Origin of the sequence: Isoptericola sp. NPDC060185 (assembly GCF_042728595.1) — a bacterium.
GTDB lineage: Bacteria > Actinomycetota > Actinomycetes > Actinomycetales > Cellulomonadaceae > Isoptericola.
Genome location: NZ_JBHWYY010000025.1, coordinates 14,467 through 30,468 on the forward strand (window position 1 = coordinate 14,467; position 16,002 = coordinate 30,468).

Here is a 16,002-nt window from a genome sequence, read left to right on the forward strand (position 1 = left end):
CTTCGCCGCCCCCCCGGGCCGGGGTTGTGGGTGGGGGGCTTGTTTTCGGCCCCCCCCCCCCCCCCCCACCCCCCCCCCCCCCCCCCCCACAACGGAGAGGGGAGGGCCGATGGTGGTCTGCTGGTTCGTCGGGCTGACGACGCTCGACGTCGTGCACCGGGCGTCGTCGCGACCGGGACCGGACGAGAAGGTCACGGCCGTGCGGCAGGACGTCGCGGCCGGCGGTCCCGCGGCCAACGCGGCGGTCACGGCGGCGGCCCTCGAGGCGCACGCCGTCCTGGTGAGCGCGCTGGGCGCCGGGCCCGTCGCGCAGGCGGCGCGGGCCGACCTCGACGACTGCGAGGTGCAGGTGCACGACGTCGCCGGCCCGGACGAGGAGTTCCCGCTCGCCGTCTCGGCCGTCCTCGTCGACGACGTGACGGGCCAGCGGTCCGTGGTCTCGCCCGACGCCGCCCTCGTCGACGTGCCCGCCCCGCGCCCGGACGAGATCGCGGGGCTGCCGCGGCCCGACGTCGTGCTGCTCGACGGTCACCACCCGCAGATCGCGCGGGCCGTGCTGGCCCACGTCACCGAGCTGCGCCCCCGGCCGCTGGTCGTGCTCGACGGCGGCCGGTGGCGGCCCGTGTTCGCGGACCTGCTGCCCGCGGCGGACGTCGCGGCGCTCAGCGCCGCCTTCACCGTGCCGGCCGAGTTGACCCCCGGCACCGCCGACGCCGCGCACGGCGCACTGCTGCTGGGGGCGAAGGCGGTGGTCGTCACCCACGGGGGCGACGCCGTGACCTGGGCCCGGTCGCGGCGCGCCGACGACGGGGCCGTCGTGCCGGGCGAGCGCGGCACGGTGCCGGTCCCGGAGGTCGACGTGCAGGACACGCTCGGCGCGGGTGACGTGTTCCACGGCGCGCTGGCCGTGGCCCTCGCCCGCGGGGAGGACCTGCCCCACGCCTGCGCCACGGCGGTGCGCGTGGCGAGCACGCGGGTGCGGAAGGTCGGCCCGCGGTCCTGGCTCGCGCACCTGCCGGAGCTTTCCGGGCCACACGGGGGTACGGGCCGACCTGGGTCCGACGGCTCGCGGGGCGAGGGGTGACGGTCGCGGCGACGACGACGGACCTCGTCGCGCGCGCCCGACGGCTGGCGGTGCCGGGCGAGCGGCGAGTGCTGGGCGTCGTCGGCCCGCCGGGGGCGGGGAAGTCCACGCTCGCGCGCGCGGTCGTCGAGGCGCTCGGGCCGGGGCTCGCCGTCGAGGTCGGGATGGACGGCTACCACCTGTCGAACGCCGTCCTCGCGGACCTCGGCCGCGGCGACCGCAAGGGCGCCATCGACACGTTCGACGACGCCGGGTACGCGGCCCTGGTGGCGCGGCTCGCGGACGCCCGCCCCGGCGACCCGCCCGTGTACGCCCCCGTCTTCCGCCGCGAGATCGAGGAGCCCGTCGCGGCGGGCGTGGCCGTGGCGTCCGCCGTGCCGCTGGTCGTGACGGAGGGCAACTACCTGCTCGCGCCCACCGGCGCGTGGCCGCGGGCGCGGGCGCGGATGGCGGAGGTCTGGTACCTCGACGTCCCCGACGACGTGCGGCTCGCCCGCCTCGAGGAGCGGCACCACGCGTTCGGCAAGAGCCGCGACGACGCGCGCCGCTGGGCGCACGGCTCCGACCAGGTCAACGCGGAAGCGGTCGCCGCCACGCGCGCCGCGGCCGACGTCGTCGTCCGCTGGACGGCGTGACCGCCTGACCCTTCGGAGCGGAAGGTCAGGCCGTGCGGTCGAGGAGGGCGCGGTCGACGGGAGCGGCGAGCGGCTCGCCGGCCAGGAGCCGCAGCACCTCGTCGACGGCGAACGCTCCCATGCGGTGCAGCTCCAGCCCGATCGACCCCGCGACGTGCGGGGTGAGGAGCACGTTCGGGTGGTCGTACAGCGGGGAGTCGGCGGGGAGGGTCTCGGGCGTCGTCACGTCGAGGACGGCGTAGACCCGTCCCGCGACGACGGCCTCGGTGAGCGCGGCGGTGTCCACGAGGGCGCCGCGCGCGGTGTTCACGAGGGTCGCGCCGGGGCGCATCGTCGCGAGGCGCCGGGCGTCGACGAGGTGGTGGGTCTCGGGCAGGTCCGGGGCGTGCAGGGTCACGACGTCGCTGCCGGCCACCAGGGTGTCCAGGTCGACGAGCCGCGCGCCCAGCGCCGCGGCCGTGGCCTCGTCGGCGTACGGGTCGCTGAGCAGGAGGTCGAGGTCGAACGGCGCGAGCAGCTCCAGCACGCGTCGCCCGATCCGCGACGCCCCGACGACGCCGACGGTGCGGCGGTAGTTGCCGGCGTCGGGCACCTCGACGCTCCAGTCCTCCGCACGGCGGTCGGCGCGGTAGCGCGCCGCGATCGGCCAGATCCGCTTGTTGGCGAGCAGGATCGTCGCGACGGTGTACTCCGCGACGGGCTGCGCGTTGACGCCGGCCGCGGTGCTGACGGGCAGGCCCGCGTCCCAGAACTCGGGCGGCAGGTGGTGCCGCACGGAGCCGGCGGCGTGCACGACGCCGCGCAGCCCGGGCGAGAGGGACAGCGCCTCGCGCGTGATCGGCGGGCAGCCCCAGCCGGTGAGCAGCACGTCCGTGCGGGCGAGGACGTCGCGGGCGGCGTCGTCGGTCAGGTCGTGCAGCACGCCCGGCTCGAGGCGGGCGACGGCGCGCAGCCGGTCCAGGTCCTCGGTGGCGAACAGCCGGTCGGGCAGCCCCGGCTGCATGGCCAGGGTCACCGTGGGAACGCTCGGGGTGCTGCCGGGCTGCATGGTCTCTCCTCGTGGCGGGCCTCGTGGCGGGCCCCATCGCGGGCCCCGTCGCGGGCCGTCGTCCGCCATTCTCCGCAGGCCCGGCCGAGCGGGGTCAACCACATCCGTGCAGAACGAACAGAGTCGGTCACGCGGGCGTCGTCGGGGCGGACGTCGAGGCCCGCACGACGAGCCTTGGCAGCAGCGTGACCTGCTGCGTCGCGGGGGACGGCCCGCGCGACAGCCGTCGCACGGCGAGGTCGACGGCGGCGGCCCCGACGTCGTGCTTCGGCGGTGCGACCGCCGTCAGCGGCACGGGGGCCAGCGCAGACATCTCGTCGTCGTAGGCGACGATCGACAGGTCCTCGGGGACGCGCACGCCGAGGTCGGCCGCGGTGCCGAGCAGCGCGAGCGCGTCGTCGTCCGCGTGCACGAGGAGGCCGCGGGTACCGGTCTCGGCGCACCGGCGCAGCAGGTCGGCGAGCCGGCGGTCGCGCGCGGCGATGCCGTCGGCCTCCGTGGCGAGCCCGACCGGCGGGAACCCGGCGGTCGCGATCCCGCGGCGGTCCGTGGCGTCGTGGAAGCCGTCGGCCAGCCATGGCGCGGTGGCCGTCGACGTCCGCACGGCCAGGCCCACCGTCCGGTGCCCGAGGTCCGCCAGGTGCTCGACGGCGAGCCGGGCGCCCGCCGCGTGGTCGGTGCGCGCGTACTCGACGTCGGGCCCGTCCCACCACCGCTCGACGAGGACCACCGGGACGCGGGCGGAGGCGAGCCAGCGCGGCGGCTCGTCCTGCGGGGGCCGCGCGGTCGCGACCAGCAGCGCGTCGGCGCCCGCGCGCAGCATCCGCTCCACGAGGCGCGCCTCCTCGTCGACGTCGTACCGGGACACGGCGAGGACCAGGCGCATCCCCGCCCGCGCCGCGGCCACCTCCGCCCCGGCCACGACGCTGCGGTAGTAGTAGCGCGACGCGGGCAGGATCATCCCGAGCGTGGCGAGCGGCCGCCGCGACCCGGCGCCCCCCGCGGGCAGGGTGGCGCCGCCGTGCACCCGCTCCAGCTCGCCCGCGTCGACGAGCGTCGTGATGTCGCGGCGGACGGTCACCTCGGAGACGCCGAGGCGCCGCGCGAGCTCCGCCACCTTCACGAAGCCGCGCAGGCGGGCCTCGTTGCGGATCAGGTCGTGCCGGTGCGCCGCCAGGCCCGGGCCGCGTGGGTCGTTCATGGCGGCGAGCCTACGAGCGATGTTCGGGTCTGCACGACCTCCTTGCCCGCCGTGGACACGGACCGGTTGACTCGACGCGAGCGCCCGAGGTGGGCGTCCGCGACGAGGGGGACACGGTGGGCGAGACGGGCCGGGCGGCAGGGACGACGATCGAGGGCGCGGGGCACGACCTCGCCCCGATCACCGGGTGGACGCGGGAGCGGTGGGCGGACCTCGCGGACCGAATGCTGCTGGCGGTGCGGCCGTACGCCTCGGAGGGTCACGCGCGCGTCGTGCTCCCGGGCGCGCCCGGCGGGCTCGGTACGGACGTGGACGGGCTCGAGGGGTTCGCGCGGACGTTCCTCGCGGCGGGCTTCCGGCTGGCCGGCGAGCGCGGCGCCGACCCGCTCGGGCTCGCCGACTGGTACGCCCAGGGGCTGGCCGCGGGGACGGACCCGGCGTCCCCCGAGCGCTGGCTGCGCCCGGACGAGCACGGCCAGGCGAAGGTGGAGGCGGCGTCGATCGCCCTCGTCCTCGACCTCACGCGCCCCTGGTTGTGGGACCGCCTGGACGCCGGCGTGCAGGAGCGGGTGGTCGACTACCTCGGCACGGTCGTCGGCGACGACGGGTACGCGGACAACAACTGGGTCTGGTTCCGGATCGTCACCGAGCAGTTCCTCCGGTCGGTCGGCGGCCCGTGGTCGGCCGAGGACATGGAGCGCGACCTCGCCCGGCACGAGGACTTCTGGCGCACCGACGGCTGGTACTCCGACGGGCCGCAGCGCAACTACGACCACTACGTCGGCTGGGCGATGCACCTGTACCCCGTGCTGTGGTCGCGCATGGCGGGCGCGCAGGACCTCGCCGCGCCGCGCACGGGCGCGTACCTGGAGCGCCTCGACCGGTTCGTGGCCGACGCCGTGCACCTCGTCGGGGCGGACGGCTCGCCGCTGGTCCAGGGCCGCAGCCTGGTCTACCGCTTCGCGGCCGCGGCGCCGTTCTGGGTGGGCGCGCTCGCCGAGGTGCCGAGCACGTCGCCGGGCCTGCTGCGCCGGGCGGCGTCGGGCGTCGTGGGCCACTTCGTCGACCGCGGCGCCCCCGACGAGCGCGGCCTGCTCACCCTCGGCTGGCACCACGAGTGGCGCGCGATGGCGCAGGCGTACTCCGGCACCGGCTCGCCGTACTGGGCGAGCAAGGGCCTGCTGGGGCTCGCGCTGCCCGCCGACCACCCGGCGTGGATCGCGCCGGAGGAGCCGCTGCCGGTCGAGACCGGCGACACGCTGCTGGTGGCCCGCGCCCCGGGCTGGGCCGTCGCGGGGACGCGCGACGACGGCGTCGTGCGCGTCTACAACCACGGCACGGACCACGCGTCCGAGGGCGACGAGACCGGCGACTCGCCGCTGTACGCGCGGCTCGGGTACTCCACGGCGACGGCTCCCCTGCTGGACGCCGAGGGGTGGACGGACCCGCTCGACCAGTCCGTCGTGCTGCTCGACGCCGAGGGTCGCGCCACGCACCGCACGGGATTCCGGACGCTGGAGGTCCGCACGACGTCCGCGGTCGACGGCGACGGCGGTGCCGCCGTGCTGGCGTCCCGGGCGCACGCCGACTGGCTGGACGCGGAGCCTGCCGCGTTCGACGCCGGCTCCGGGCGCGGCGGCGCCGTGCGCGCCGCGGGCACGATCACGACGGTGAGCGTGGTGCGCGGCGCATGGGAGGTGCGGCTGGTCCGCGTCGAGGACGCGGTGCCGGAGGCCGTCGCGCTGCGCGTCGGCGGGTGGCCGGTCAGCGGGGACGACGCCCGGCCGGACGGACCGCGCGCAGCCCGCGCGGGCAGGCTGGTGTCGACGCTCGTGCCCGTCGCCCCGTCGGCTCCCGCGAGCGCGGGCCCCGATGGCGTCCCGGACGTCCCGGTGTGGCTCGCCGGCGTGGCCACAGCGCATGACGCCACCCCGCTGGGGTCGCGCACCACGACCCCCTGGGCGACGGTCGAGCCCGTTCCCCTCGCGCGGTGGTGCGCGGTGGTCGTGGGGCTGCACGGCGGGGCGGCCGTGTCGGACCTGCCGGACGTCGAGGTCGTGGACGGGCGGGCGGCACCGTCGGAGGTCCGCGTGCGCTGGCCGGACGGCGCCCTCACGAGCGCGGCGCTCCCGGCGGGCTGAGCGACGCTCGACCGTCCGCCCTTCGGCGCGGCGTGTCGCCCGGAATGTCGCGAGATCGCGGACGTTGTTGTTTTTCGTGCTGTCGGCAGATCGGGAGTTGTGCTCGCGCCGGTGTCACCGATCCGCCTCAGGCCAAATTTCTTCCTGGACGGGAGCATCGACGGCCAGGCCGGACCTCGTCCTGCCCGGCAGGAGATGCCTGGCGGGCGGGAGTCGCGCCGGCGTTCGCGGACAAGATCCGGCCCTGCGGGTGATTCGTGCTGAGTGGGAACCGTGCCGGCGTTCGCGGACAAGATCCCGCGCTGCGGGAGATTCGCGCTGTGCGGGATCCGCGCCGGGGGCGCGGGACGAAGTGCGGCGCTGCGGACAGCGCGAAAAATGAGAACGTCCGTGAGCTCGCGACATGCCGGGGGACACGCCGGGCGCCGCGGCCGGCTCAGAGCGCCCGGCGCGCCTCGTCGATGAGGGGCCGGATCCGGTAGGGGATGAGCTCGCCCATCGACAACGACGTCTCGGTGCGCTCGACGCCGTCGATGGCGAGGATGGCGGCGTCGATGCGGAACAGGTGGTCGGTGTCCCGGCACACCACCTGCACGCGCAGGTCGGCGGTGCCGCTGCGGCCGAACGCCTGCACCACCTCCGGGACCTGGCGGAGCGCGTCGACGATGCGGCCGAGCTCCTTCTGGCGCACCTCGACCTCGAGGAACGCGGTGAGGGGGTGACCCAGGAACTGCGGGTTGACCCGCCGGTCGAAGTCCAGGAAGGCGCCGGCCTCCTCCAGCCTCGCGAGCCGCGCGTGCACCGTGTTCCGAGACAGCTTCAGGCGTTCCGCGAGCGCGGCGATCGTGGCCCTCGGGTCCTCGGCGAGGGCCGTCAGAAGACTCAGGTCCACGGCGTCGTAGCTGCGCACATCGACCAGCCTAGCGGGGGAGGGCTGAGCACTCTGCGCAGTGCGTCGTGAGGTGCTGGTCGCGCCCTGTGAGCGGCGTTACGTTCGCGGTATCCGGCGCTCGACGAGGAGCTACCGGCGACACGCGAGGTGAGGCGACGATGCCCAGCACCATGGGTTCGACGTCCCGCGACGACCTGTCACGAGCGGGCGGAGCGCGGACGGAGACGGCGTCCGGAACGACGGACGGCACGACGACACAGAGCACGACCGGCAGCACCGACGACGGCACGAGGGACGGGGCGGACACCACCCTCCGGCTCCTCGACGAGAAGGGCGTGCGACACCCCGACGCGGGGCTCGACCGCTGGCTGACGGACGTCGACGCGGGCACCGACGAGGCGCGGGCGACCCTGTTGGGGCTGTACGAGGAGATGGTCGTGGCCCGGCGCGTGGACGCCGAGGCGACGGCGCTGCAGCGGCAGGGCGAGCTGGCCCTGTGGCCGCCGCTGCAGGGCCAGGAGGCCGCGCAGGTGGGCTCGGCCGCGGCGCTGCGGGGCGACGACTTCGTCTTCTCCAGCTACCGCGAGCACGCCGTGGCCCGCAAGCGCGGGGTGTCCCCGGTGGACCTGCTGCGCGTGTGGCGCGGGATCACGGCGTCGGGCTGGGACCCGTACGCGGTGAACATGGCGACGCCGCAGGTCATCATCGGCGCGCAGGCCCTGCACGGCGTGGGCTACGCGCTGGGGATCCAGGCCGACGTCGCGCGCGGCGTCGTCGAGCCGGGTGAGGACGGGTCGGCGGCCGTCGTGGCGTACGTCGGCGACGGCGCGATGAGCCAGGGCGACGTCAACGAGGCGTTCGTGTTCGCCGCCACCTGGCAGGTGCCGCTGGTGCTGTTCTGCCAGAACAACCAGTGGGCGATCTCCGAGCCGGTGACGCTGCAGTCGGCAGTGCCGCTGGTGCGCCGGGCCGGGGGCTTCGGCGTCCCGGGCGTGCGGGTGGACGGCAACGACGTCCTCGCCGTCCTCGCCGTGACCCGCGAGGCGCTGCACCGCGCGCGCACCGGCGGCGGCCCCACGTTCGTCGAGGCCGTCACCTACCGCATGGGCCCGCACACGACCGCCGACGACCCCACCCGCTACCGCGACGCGTCCGAGCTGGCCGCGTGGGCCGAGCGCGACCCGATCGCGCGGCTCGCCGCCTACCTGCGGTCCGCCGGCCTGCTCACGGACGACGACGAGGCGCGGGTGCGCGGGGTGGCGGACGCCGTGGCCGCCGAGCTGCGGGCCGGCGTCGTCGCCCTGGAGGACCCGCCGCCGCTGAGCGTCTTCGACCACGTGTACGCGCAGGAACACCCGACGGTCGCCGCCGAGCGTGCGGAGCACGCGGCGTTCCTGGCCGGCTTCGCCGAGGGGAGCGACCGATGACCACCCAGACGCTCACCGTCGCCAAGGCGCTCGGCGCCGGGCTGCGCCGCGCGATGACCGACGACCCGTCGGTCATGGTGCTCGGCGAGGACATCGGCCGGCTCGGCGGCGTGTACCGCGTGACCGACGGGCTGCAGGCGGAGTTCGGGCCGCGCCGCGTGGTGGACACGCCGCTCGCGGAGTCCGGCATCCTCGGCACCGCCGTCGGCCTCGCGTACCGCGGCTACCGGCCCGTGGTGGAGATCCAGTTCGACGGCTTCGTGTACGTCGCGTTCGACCAGATCGTCAGCCAGCTCGCCAAGATGCACGCCCGCACGAACGGGGCGGTGAAGCTGCCCGTGACGATCCGCATCCCCGTGGCCGGCGGCATCGGCGCGGCGGAGCACCACTCGGAGTCGCCGGAGGCGTACTTCGTGCACACGGCCGGGCTGCGCGTGGTGTCGGTGTCGAACCCGCAGGACGCGTCCACGGTGCTGCTCCAGGCGATCGCCTGCGACGACCCCGTGGTGTTCTTCGAGCCCAAGCGGCTCTACCACGTCAAGGGCGAGGTGGACCCTGACCTGCCGCTCGACGACGCGGCCCCCATGGGCACCGCGCGGGTGGTCCGGCCGGGCGCCGACGTCACCCTGGTGACGTTCGGGTCGCACGTCGCGACCGCGCTCGACGCCGCCGTCGCAGCGTCCGACGAGGGCGTCTCGGTCGAGGTCATCGACCTGCGCTCCCTGTCGCCGATCGACCACGACACGGTCGCCGCCTCCGTGCGGCGCACCGGCAGGCTGGTGGTGCTGCACGAGGGGCCGCGGCAGGCGGGCGTCGGCGCCGAGATCGTCACGAGCGCCACCGAGCGCTGCTTCGACTTCCTCGAGGCCCCGCCCGTCCGCGTCACCGGGTACGACATCCCGTACCCGCCCGCCAAGCTGGAGGGCACCCAGGTGCCCGACCTCGACCGGGTGCTCGTCGGCATCGACCGCGCCCTCGGGCGTGCGACGTCGGACGCCGGCGTGGAGGTGGGAGCGTGATGGCGACGCGCGAGTTCAAGCTGCCCGACCTGGGCGAGGGGCTGACCGAGTCCGAAGTCGTCGAGTGGCGCGTGGCGGTGGGCGACGCCGTCGAGCTCAACCAGGTGATCGCCGAGGTGGAGACCGCCAAGGCGCTCGTCGAGCTGCCGTCGCCGTGCGCCGGCGTCGTGCGGGTGCTGCACGCCGAGGAGGGGCAGACCGTCGAGGTCGGCGAGCCGCTGGTCACCTTCGACCTGTCAGGATCAGGTGCACCGGAACCTGCACCTGGCCCTGACAAGTCCAGGGGGTCGGCGGGGGAGGACGGCCCGGAGCCGAACCTCGTCGGGTACGGTGCCCGGCCCGCGCGCACGGGTCGCCCGGCGCGGCGCCGGCGGCGGGACGTGCCGGTCGCTGCCGTTCCCGCACCGTCCGCGACGACGACGTCGGCCCCGGGGGCGTCCGCGAACGGCGTCGCGTCCGCGCCGTCGTCGGACGGGCGCGCGGAACGCCCGCGCTCGACGCCGGTGGTCCGGGCCCTGGCGCGGCAGCGCGGCCTCGATCTGGCCACGATCACGGGCACCGGCCCGCACGGGCGCATCACGCGCGAGGACGTCGAGGCGGCGTCGGCCCCGTCGTCGTCCGCGGCCCCGTCGTCGGCCCGTGCTGCGTCGCTCCCGGCGGCGGCCGGCGAGACGCGCACGCCGGTGCGCGGGGTGCGCAAGTACACCGCCGCGGCGATGGTGGCGAGCGCGGCGGCCCCGCAGGCGTCCGTGTTCCTCACCGTGGACGTCACGGCGAGCATGGAGCTGCTGGCCCGGCTCAAGACGCACCCGATGGCGGGCGGGCAGCGGATCACCGTGCTGGCCCTGGTCGCGCGGGCCCTCCTCGCGCTGCTCCCGCAGCACCCGTCGCTGACGAGCCGCTGGGTGGACCTGCCGGGCGGCGAGGCGGAGATCGTGCGGCCCGCGCACGTGAACCTCGGCATCGCCGTCGCCACGGACCGCGGACTGGTGGTGCCGCACGTGCCGGCGGCGGACACGCTGTCGTTCACGAGCCTGGCCGCGGCGCTCGCGGACCTCACGACGACGGCCCGCGCCGGCCGCACCACGCCGGAGCGGCTGACGGGCGGCACGCTGACCATCACGAACGTCGGCGTCTTCGGCGTCGACGCGGGCACGCCGATCCTCAACCCGGGCGAGCCCGCCATCCTCGGCCTCGGCCAGGTGGTCCGCCGCCCGTGGGAGCACGACGGCGCGGTAGCCCTGCGCCAGGTGACGACGCTCAGCCTCACGTTCGACCACCGCGTGGTCGACGGCGAGCAGGGCGCCCGCTTCCTGGCCGAGCTCGGCGCGGTGCTCGCCGACCCCGGGCTCGCCCTCCTGCTCGGCGGCGACGCCGCGACCGACACACCGACCGACACACCGACCGAGAGCGAGGCCTCGTGACCGTCCTCGACTCGACCGTCGACCCCCGCGCCGACGCCGCGCGCGCCAACGACGAGGCCCAGCGGGCGCTCGCGGACCGGCTCCGCGAGCGCACCGCGGCGGCCGCCCTCGGCGGCACGCAGCGGGCGCGGGACCAGCACGTCTCGCGCGGCAAGCTGCTGCCGCGCGACCGCGTGGCCCGGCTGCTCGACGAGGGGAGCCCGTTCCTCGAGGTCGCGCCGCTCGCGGCGTTCGGCGTGGACGACGGGGCATGGCCGGGCGCGGGCGTCATCGCCGGCATCGGGCTGGTGAGCGGGCGGCAGGTGATGGTGGTCTGCAACGACGCGACCGTCAAGGGCGGCACCTACCACCCGCTCACCGTGAAGAAGCACCTGCGGGCGCAGGAGATCGCGCTGGAGAACCGGCTGCCGTGCGTCTACCTGGTGGACTCGGGCGGCGCGTTCCTGCCCCGGCAGGACGAGGTGTTCCCCGACCGCGACCACTTCGGCCGGATCTTCTACCACCAGGCGAAGCTGTCGGCGGCGCGGGTCCCGCAGATCTCGGCGGTGCTCGGCTCGTGCACGGCGGGCGGCGCGTACGTGCCCGCGATGAGCGACGAGACCGTCATCGTGCGGGAGCAGGGGACGATCTTCCTCGGCGGGCCACCGCTGGTGAAGGCCGCGATCGGCGAGGACGTGTCGGCCGAGGAGCTGGGCGGCGGCGAGCTGCACGCCCGGCGGTCCGGCGTCGTCGACCACCTCGCCGAGGACGACGAGCACGCGCTCGACATCGTCCGCGACATCGTGAGCACGCTGCCGCCCGACCCCGAGCCGGCGTGGGACGTCGCGCCGTCCCGGGAGCCGGTCGTCGACCCGCAGGGCCTGTACGCCGCCGTGCCGGTGGACGTGCAGCAGCCGTACGACCCGCGCGAGGTGATCGCCCGGATCGTCGACGGCAGCGAGCTGCACGAGTTCAAGCCGGAGTACGGCACCACGCTCGTCACGGGGTTCGCGCGCATCCACGGGCACCCCGTCGGGGTGCTGGCCAACGCGGGCGTGCTGTTCCGCGAGTCGGCGCTCAAGGGGGCGCACTTCGTGGAGCTGTGCGACCAGCGCGGCATCCCGCTGCTGTTCCTGCAGAACATCTCCGGCTTCATGGTGGGGCGCGACGCCGAGGCGGGGGGCATCGCGAAGGACGGCGCCAAGATGGTCACGGCCGTCGCGACGACCCGCGTGCCGAAGCTGACCGTGATCGTGGGCGGCTCGTTCGGCGCCGGGAACTACGCCATGTGCGGGCGGGCGTACTCGCCGCGCTTCCTGTGGTCGTGGCCCGGGTCGCGGATCTCCGTGATGGGCGGGGCGCAGGCGTCGTCCGTGCTCGCCACGGTGAAGCGCGACCAGCTCGCGCGCCGCGGCGAGGAGTGGGACCCGGCCGAGGAGGAGTCCTTCCGCGCGGGGATCCGCGACGGCTACGAGGTGGCCGGCGACCCGTACCACGCGACGTCGCGCCTGTGGGACGACGGCATCGTCGACCCGCCCGACACCCGCAGGGTCCTCGGCCTCGCGCTGGGCGTGTGCGCCCGCACGCCGTTGCCCGGAGGCTCCCCGACCGCCCCCGACGACGAGCCCCGCTTCGGGCTCTTCCGGATGTGATCGCGATGGGGACTCGAGAGCTCACCACCGTGCTCGTCGCCAACCGCGGCGAGATCGCGTGCCGCGTCATCGGCACGCTGCGCCGTCTGGGGATCCGGTCCGTCGCCGTGTACTCGGACGCCGACTCCGGCGCCCGGCACGTGCGCGAGGCGGACGTCGCCGTCCGGCTCGGACCGGCGCCGGCCGCGCAGAGCTACCTGGACGTCGAGGCCGTGGTCGCGGCCGCCGTCGCGGCCGGCGCCGACGCGATCCACCCCGGCTACGGCTTCCTGTCCGAGAACCCGGCGCTCGCCCGGGCGTGCGAGCGCGCCGGGATCGTCTTCGTCGGGCCGCCCGTCGCCGCCGTGGAGACGATGGCGGACAAGGCGGCGGCGAAGCGGCTCGTCGCGTCCCACGACGTGCCCGTGCTGCCCGGCACGCTCGACGACGGTCTCGACGACGCGGCCCTGGTAGGGGCGTCGGCCGATGTCGGGTTCCCGCTGCTGGTCAAGCCCGTCGCGGGCGGCGGCGGCAAGGGGATGGAGGTGGTGCGCGCGGCGGACGAGCTGCCGGGCGCGCTGGCCTCGGCCCGGCGCGTGGCTGCCTCGTCGTTCGGCGACGACGGGCTGCTGCTCGAGCGGCTCGTCGAGCGGCCGCGGCACATCGAGGTGCAGGTGCTCGCCGACACCCACGGCACCGTCGTGCACCTCGGCGAACGCGAGTGCACGCTGCAGCGCCGCCACCAGAAGGTGGTGGAGGAGGCGCCGTCGCCCGCCGTCGACGACGCGACCCGCGCCCGGCTCGGGGAGGCCGCGTGCGCGGTGGCGCGGTCGGTCGGCTACGTGGGCGCCGGGACCGTCGAGTTCCTGGCGCCCGGCGACGACCCGAGCACCTTCTGGTTCATCGAGATGAACACCCGCCTGCAGGTGGAGCACCCGGTGACCGAGCTGGTCACGGGCCTCGACCTGGTGGAGCTGCAGCTGCGCGTCGCGGCGGGCGAGCCCCTCCGCCTCGCGCAGGACGACGTCACCCTGCGGGGGCACGCCGTCGAGGCCCGGCTGTACGCCGAGCAGCCCGCGCGCGGGTTCCTGCCCGCCGCCGGCCGCGTGCTGCGCTACGACGACGCCGGCGTCCCCGCCGGCCCCGGCGCCACCCCCCTGCGGCTCGACAGCGGGCTGCTGCCCGGCGCGGAGGTGACCGGCGACTACGACCCGATGCTGGCCAAGGCCGTCGCCTGGGCGCCCACCCGGGCCGAGGCGGTCGCGCGGCTCGACGGGCTGCTCGCCGACGTCGTCGTGCTGGGGGTCGAGACCAACGCCGGCTTCCTGCGCGACCTGCTCGCCGACGACGACGTGCGCGCCGGACGTCTCGACACCGGCCTCATCGACCGCTTCGTCACGCAGCTGTCAGAGTCAGGCCGGGGTATACCGCCACGTGGCTCTGACAGCTCGGCGGGGCTGGTGGCGTCGGCGCTGCTCGCTCTCGACGGCGCCACGCTCGCGGCGACCGGCCCGTGGTCGGCCGCCGACGGCTTCCGCCTCAACGGAGCGCCCGCGCCACGGCGCCTGACGCTCGTCGACGCGACGGGCGCCGAGTGCGCCGTCGCGGTCACCGGGACGCCCGACGACGCCGTCGTCACCCTCGACGACGGCGCGCAGGTCCGCGCCTCCCTGCGCCCGACGGGTGACGCGAACGACGGCCGCCACCTGCTCACCGTCGACGGCGTCACCCGGCCGCTGGTCGCTGCTGTGAGCGGAAGACACGCCCTCGACACACCGACCGAACGGGCCAATCGCCCGCTCACAGCGACGCCCGCGGTGGTGTGGGTGCACGTGGACGGGCGGGCGCCGTCGTTCACGGTGCTCGACCGCGCCGCGCTGGCCGCACGGCGGCGGGCGGAGCGCGCGCTCACCGGAGGTGCCGACGACGGCACGCCGCGGTCCGCCGCGGTGCGCGTCGCGATGCCCGGCACGGTGTCCGCGGTGCCCGTCGCGGACGGCGACGTCGTGGCGGCGGGCCAGCCCCTCGTCGTCGTCGAGGCGATGAAGATGGAGCACCCGCTGCTCGCGCCCGTCGCCGGCGTCGTGCGCGTCGACGTCCGCGCGGGCGACCAGGTGCGCCTCGACCAGGTCGTCGCCGTCGTCGATCCGACCACCGAACAGCCTGTCGACCCACCCGTCGACACCGCCGAAGACCACGCTCCCGCGCCGGCAGACCCCGCCGTCGCGGCAGCACACTCCGACACCCGAGGAGCGTCATGATCAGCGAGACCCAGTCCACCGTGCTCACCGACGAGCAGCGGAAGCTCAGCGCCGTGGTGCGCGAGTTCGCGGACGAGGTGGTGGCGCCCGCCGCCTACCGCTACGACAACGAGCGGCGCCTGCCGGTCGAGATCATCGCCCAGATGGGCGAGCTCGGGCTGTTCGGCCTGCCGTTCCCGGTGGACGTGGGCGGCCAGGGCAAGGACTACGTCTCGCTGTGCCTCGCCGTCGAGGCGCTCGCGCGAGTGGACCAGTCGATCGCGGTGACGCTCGAGGCCGGCGTCGGGCTGGGGATCATGCCGATCTTCCGGCACGGCACCGAGGAGCAGAAGCAGCGCTGGCTCCCGGACCTGGTGAACGGCCGGGCGCTGGCGGCATTCGGGCTGACCGAGGCGGGGGCCGGGTCCGACGCCGGGGCCACGCGCACCACGGCACGCCGGGACGAGAGCACCGGCGAGTGGGTGATCGACGGCTCCAAGCAGTTCATCACCAACTCCGGCACGCCGATCACCAGCGTCCTCACCGTGACGGCGGTGACGGGAGAGCGGACCGACGCGGACGGCCGCGTGCACAAGGAGCTCTCGTCGTTCCTCGTGCCGTCGGGCACGCCGGGCCTCGTCGTCGGCCCCAGCTACGACAAGGTCGGCTGGCACACGTCGGACACCCACCCGCTGACGCTCGACGGCGTCCGGGTCCCCGCGGGGAACCTGCTGGGCGAGCAGGGGCGCGGGTACGCGAACTTCCTGCGCGCGCTCGACGAGGGCCGCATCGCCTTCGCCGCGCTCGCGACGGGCGCGGCGCAGGGCTGCCTCGAGGAGGCGCTGCGCTACGCGAAGGAGCGCGAGGTCTTCGGGCACGCGATCGGCAGCAACCAGCACATCGCGTTCACGCTGGCGCGGATGCAGGCGCGCGTGCACTCGGCGCGGCTGTGCTGGCTGGACGCCGCGCTCAAGCAGGTGCACGGCAAGCCGTTCAAGGCCGAGGCGTCGGTGGCGAAGCTCGTGGGGGGCGAGGCCGCGATGGCGAACGCCCGCGACGCGTCGCAGATCTTCGGCGGCTACGGCTTCCTCAACGAGAACGCGGTGGCCCGGCACTACCGGGACTCCAAGATCCTCGAGGTGGGCGAGGGCACCACCGAGGTGCAGCTCATGATCATCGCCCGCGACCTGGGGCTCGCGTCGTGAGCCCCGGCCGGGTGCCGAACAGGCACCTGACACCGTTATGGCGTCGTTCGACGCCCCATCAGGGTGTCAACTGCCT

12 protein-coding genes are annotated in these 16,002 nt (G+C 75.7%); 9 read left to right on the forward strand and 3 right to left on the reverse strand.

Going from position 1 to position 16,002, the window contains the following annotated elements; translation table 11 throughout:
* Nucleotides 1-109 precede the first annotated feature (109 nt).
* Nucleotides 110-1,084, forward strand: a complete 975-nt coding sequence (locus ACFWDO_RS10630) for a PfkB family carbohydrate kinase (RefSeq protein ID WP_380317968.1) — start codon at nucleotides 110-112, stop codon at nucleotides 1,082-1,084.
* A complete protein-coding gene (locus tag ACFWDO_RS10635; RefSeq protein WP_380317971.1) occupies nucleotides 1,081-1,719 on the forward strand; it encodes a nucleoside/nucleotide kinase family protein in 639 nt (212 codons plus the stop codon). Before ACFWDO_RS10630 ends, ACFWDO_RS10635 begins: the two co-directional genes overlap by 4 nt.
* A 25-nt stretch (nucleotides 1,720-1,744) precedes the next feature.
* Here the strand turns inward: ACFWDO_RS10635 and ACFWDO_RS10640 are convergent, their stop codons facing one another.
* Nucleotides 1,745-2,767, reverse strand: a complete 1,023-nt coding sequence (locus ACFWDO_RS10640) for a hydroxyacid dehydrogenase (protein ID WP_380317974.1) — start codon at nucleotides 2,765-2,767, stop codon at nucleotides 1,745-1,747.
* A gap of 127 nt (nucleotides 2,768-2,894) precedes the next feature.
* Nucleotides 2,895-3,968 carry a substrate-binding domain-containing protein gene (locus ACFWDO_RS10645; RefSeq protein ID WP_380317977.1) on the reverse strand — a complete coding sequence of 358 codons (1,074 nt, stop codon included), beginning with the start codon at nucleotides 3,966-3,968 and terminating at the stop codon, nucleotides 2,895-2,897.
* A 116-nt stretch (nucleotides 3,969-4,084) separates the two neighbouring features.
* Between ACFWDO_RS10645 and ACFWDO_RS10650 the strand changes: the two genes are divergently transcribed.
* Nucleotides 4,085-6,109, forward strand: a complete 2,025-nt coding sequence (locus tag ACFWDO_RS10650) for a DUF2264 domain-containing protein (protein ID WP_380317979.1) — start codon at nucleotides 4,085-4,087, stop codon at nucleotides 6,107-6,109.
* 436 nt (nucleotides 6,110-6,545) lie between these two features.
* Here ACFWDO_RS10650 and ACFWDO_RS10655 read toward each other — a convergent pair whose 3' ends face one another.
* On the reverse strand, nucleotides 6,546-7,019 hold the full coding sequence (locus ACFWDO_RS10655; RefSeq protein ID WP_380317982.1) for an Lrp/AsnC family transcriptional regulator: 474 nt from the start codon (nucleotides 7,017-7,019) through the stop codon (nucleotides 6,546-6,548).
* Nucleotides 7,020-7,159: 140 nt separating this feature from the next.
* Here ACFWDO_RS10655 and ACFWDO_RS10660 point away from each other — a divergent pair, with 140 nt between their 5' ends.
* Genes ACFWDO_RS10660 through ACFWDO_RS10685 form a run of 6 tightly spaced genes read left to right on the forward strand, consistent with a single transcriptional unit; the run spans nucleotide 7,160 to nucleotide 15,926 of the window.
* Nucleotides 7,160-8,428 (forward strand): thiamine pyrophosphate-dependent dehydrogenase E1 component subunit alpha, encoded by a 1,269-nt coding sequence (locus ACFWDO_RS10660; RefSeq protein ID WP_380317985.1) that lies wholly within the window; start codon nucleotides 7,160-7,162, stop codon nucleotides 8,426-8,428.
* Nucleotides 8,425-9,447, forward strand: coding sequence for an alpha-ketoacid dehydrogenase subunit beta (locus tag ACFWDO_RS10665; RefSeq protein WP_380317988.1), 1,023 nt, complete (start codon nucleotides 8,425-8,427; stop codon nucleotides 9,445-9,447). Before ACFWDO_RS10660 ends, ACFWDO_RS10665 begins: the two co-directional genes overlap by 4 nt.
* On the forward strand, nucleotides 9,447-10,871 hold the full coding sequence (locus ACFWDO_RS10670) for a dihydrolipoamide acetyltransferase family protein (protein WP_380318036.1): 1,425 nt from the start codon (nucleotides 9,447-9,449) through the stop codon (nucleotides 10,869-10,871). Before ACFWDO_RS10665 ends, ACFWDO_RS10670 begins: the two co-directional genes overlap by 1 nt.
* On the forward strand, nucleotides 10,868-12,502 hold the full coding sequence (locus tag ACFWDO_RS10675) for a carboxyl transferase domain-containing protein (RefSeq protein ID WP_380317991.1): 1,635 nt from the start codon (nucleotides 10,868-10,870) through the stop codon (nucleotides 12,500-12,502). Before ACFWDO_RS10670 ends, ACFWDO_RS10675 begins: the two co-directional genes overlap by 4 nt.
* A 5-nt stretch (nucleotides 12,503-12,507) precedes the next feature.
* Entirely contained in the window at nucleotides 12,508-14,742 is a 2,235-nt protein-coding gene (locus ACFWDO_RS10680; protein ID WP_380317994.1) for an acetyl/propionyl/methylcrotonyl-CoA carboxylase subunit alpha, read from the forward strand.
* On the forward strand, nucleotides 14,739-15,926 hold the full coding sequence (locus ACFWDO_RS10685) for an acyl-CoA dehydrogenase family protein (protein WP_380317997.1): 1,188 nt from the start codon (nucleotides 14,739-14,741) through the stop codon (nucleotides 15,924-15,926). Before ACFWDO_RS10680 ends, ACFWDO_RS10685 begins: the two co-directional genes overlap by 4 nt.
* The last annotated feature ends 76 nt before the right edge of the window (nucleotides 15,927-16,002 follow it).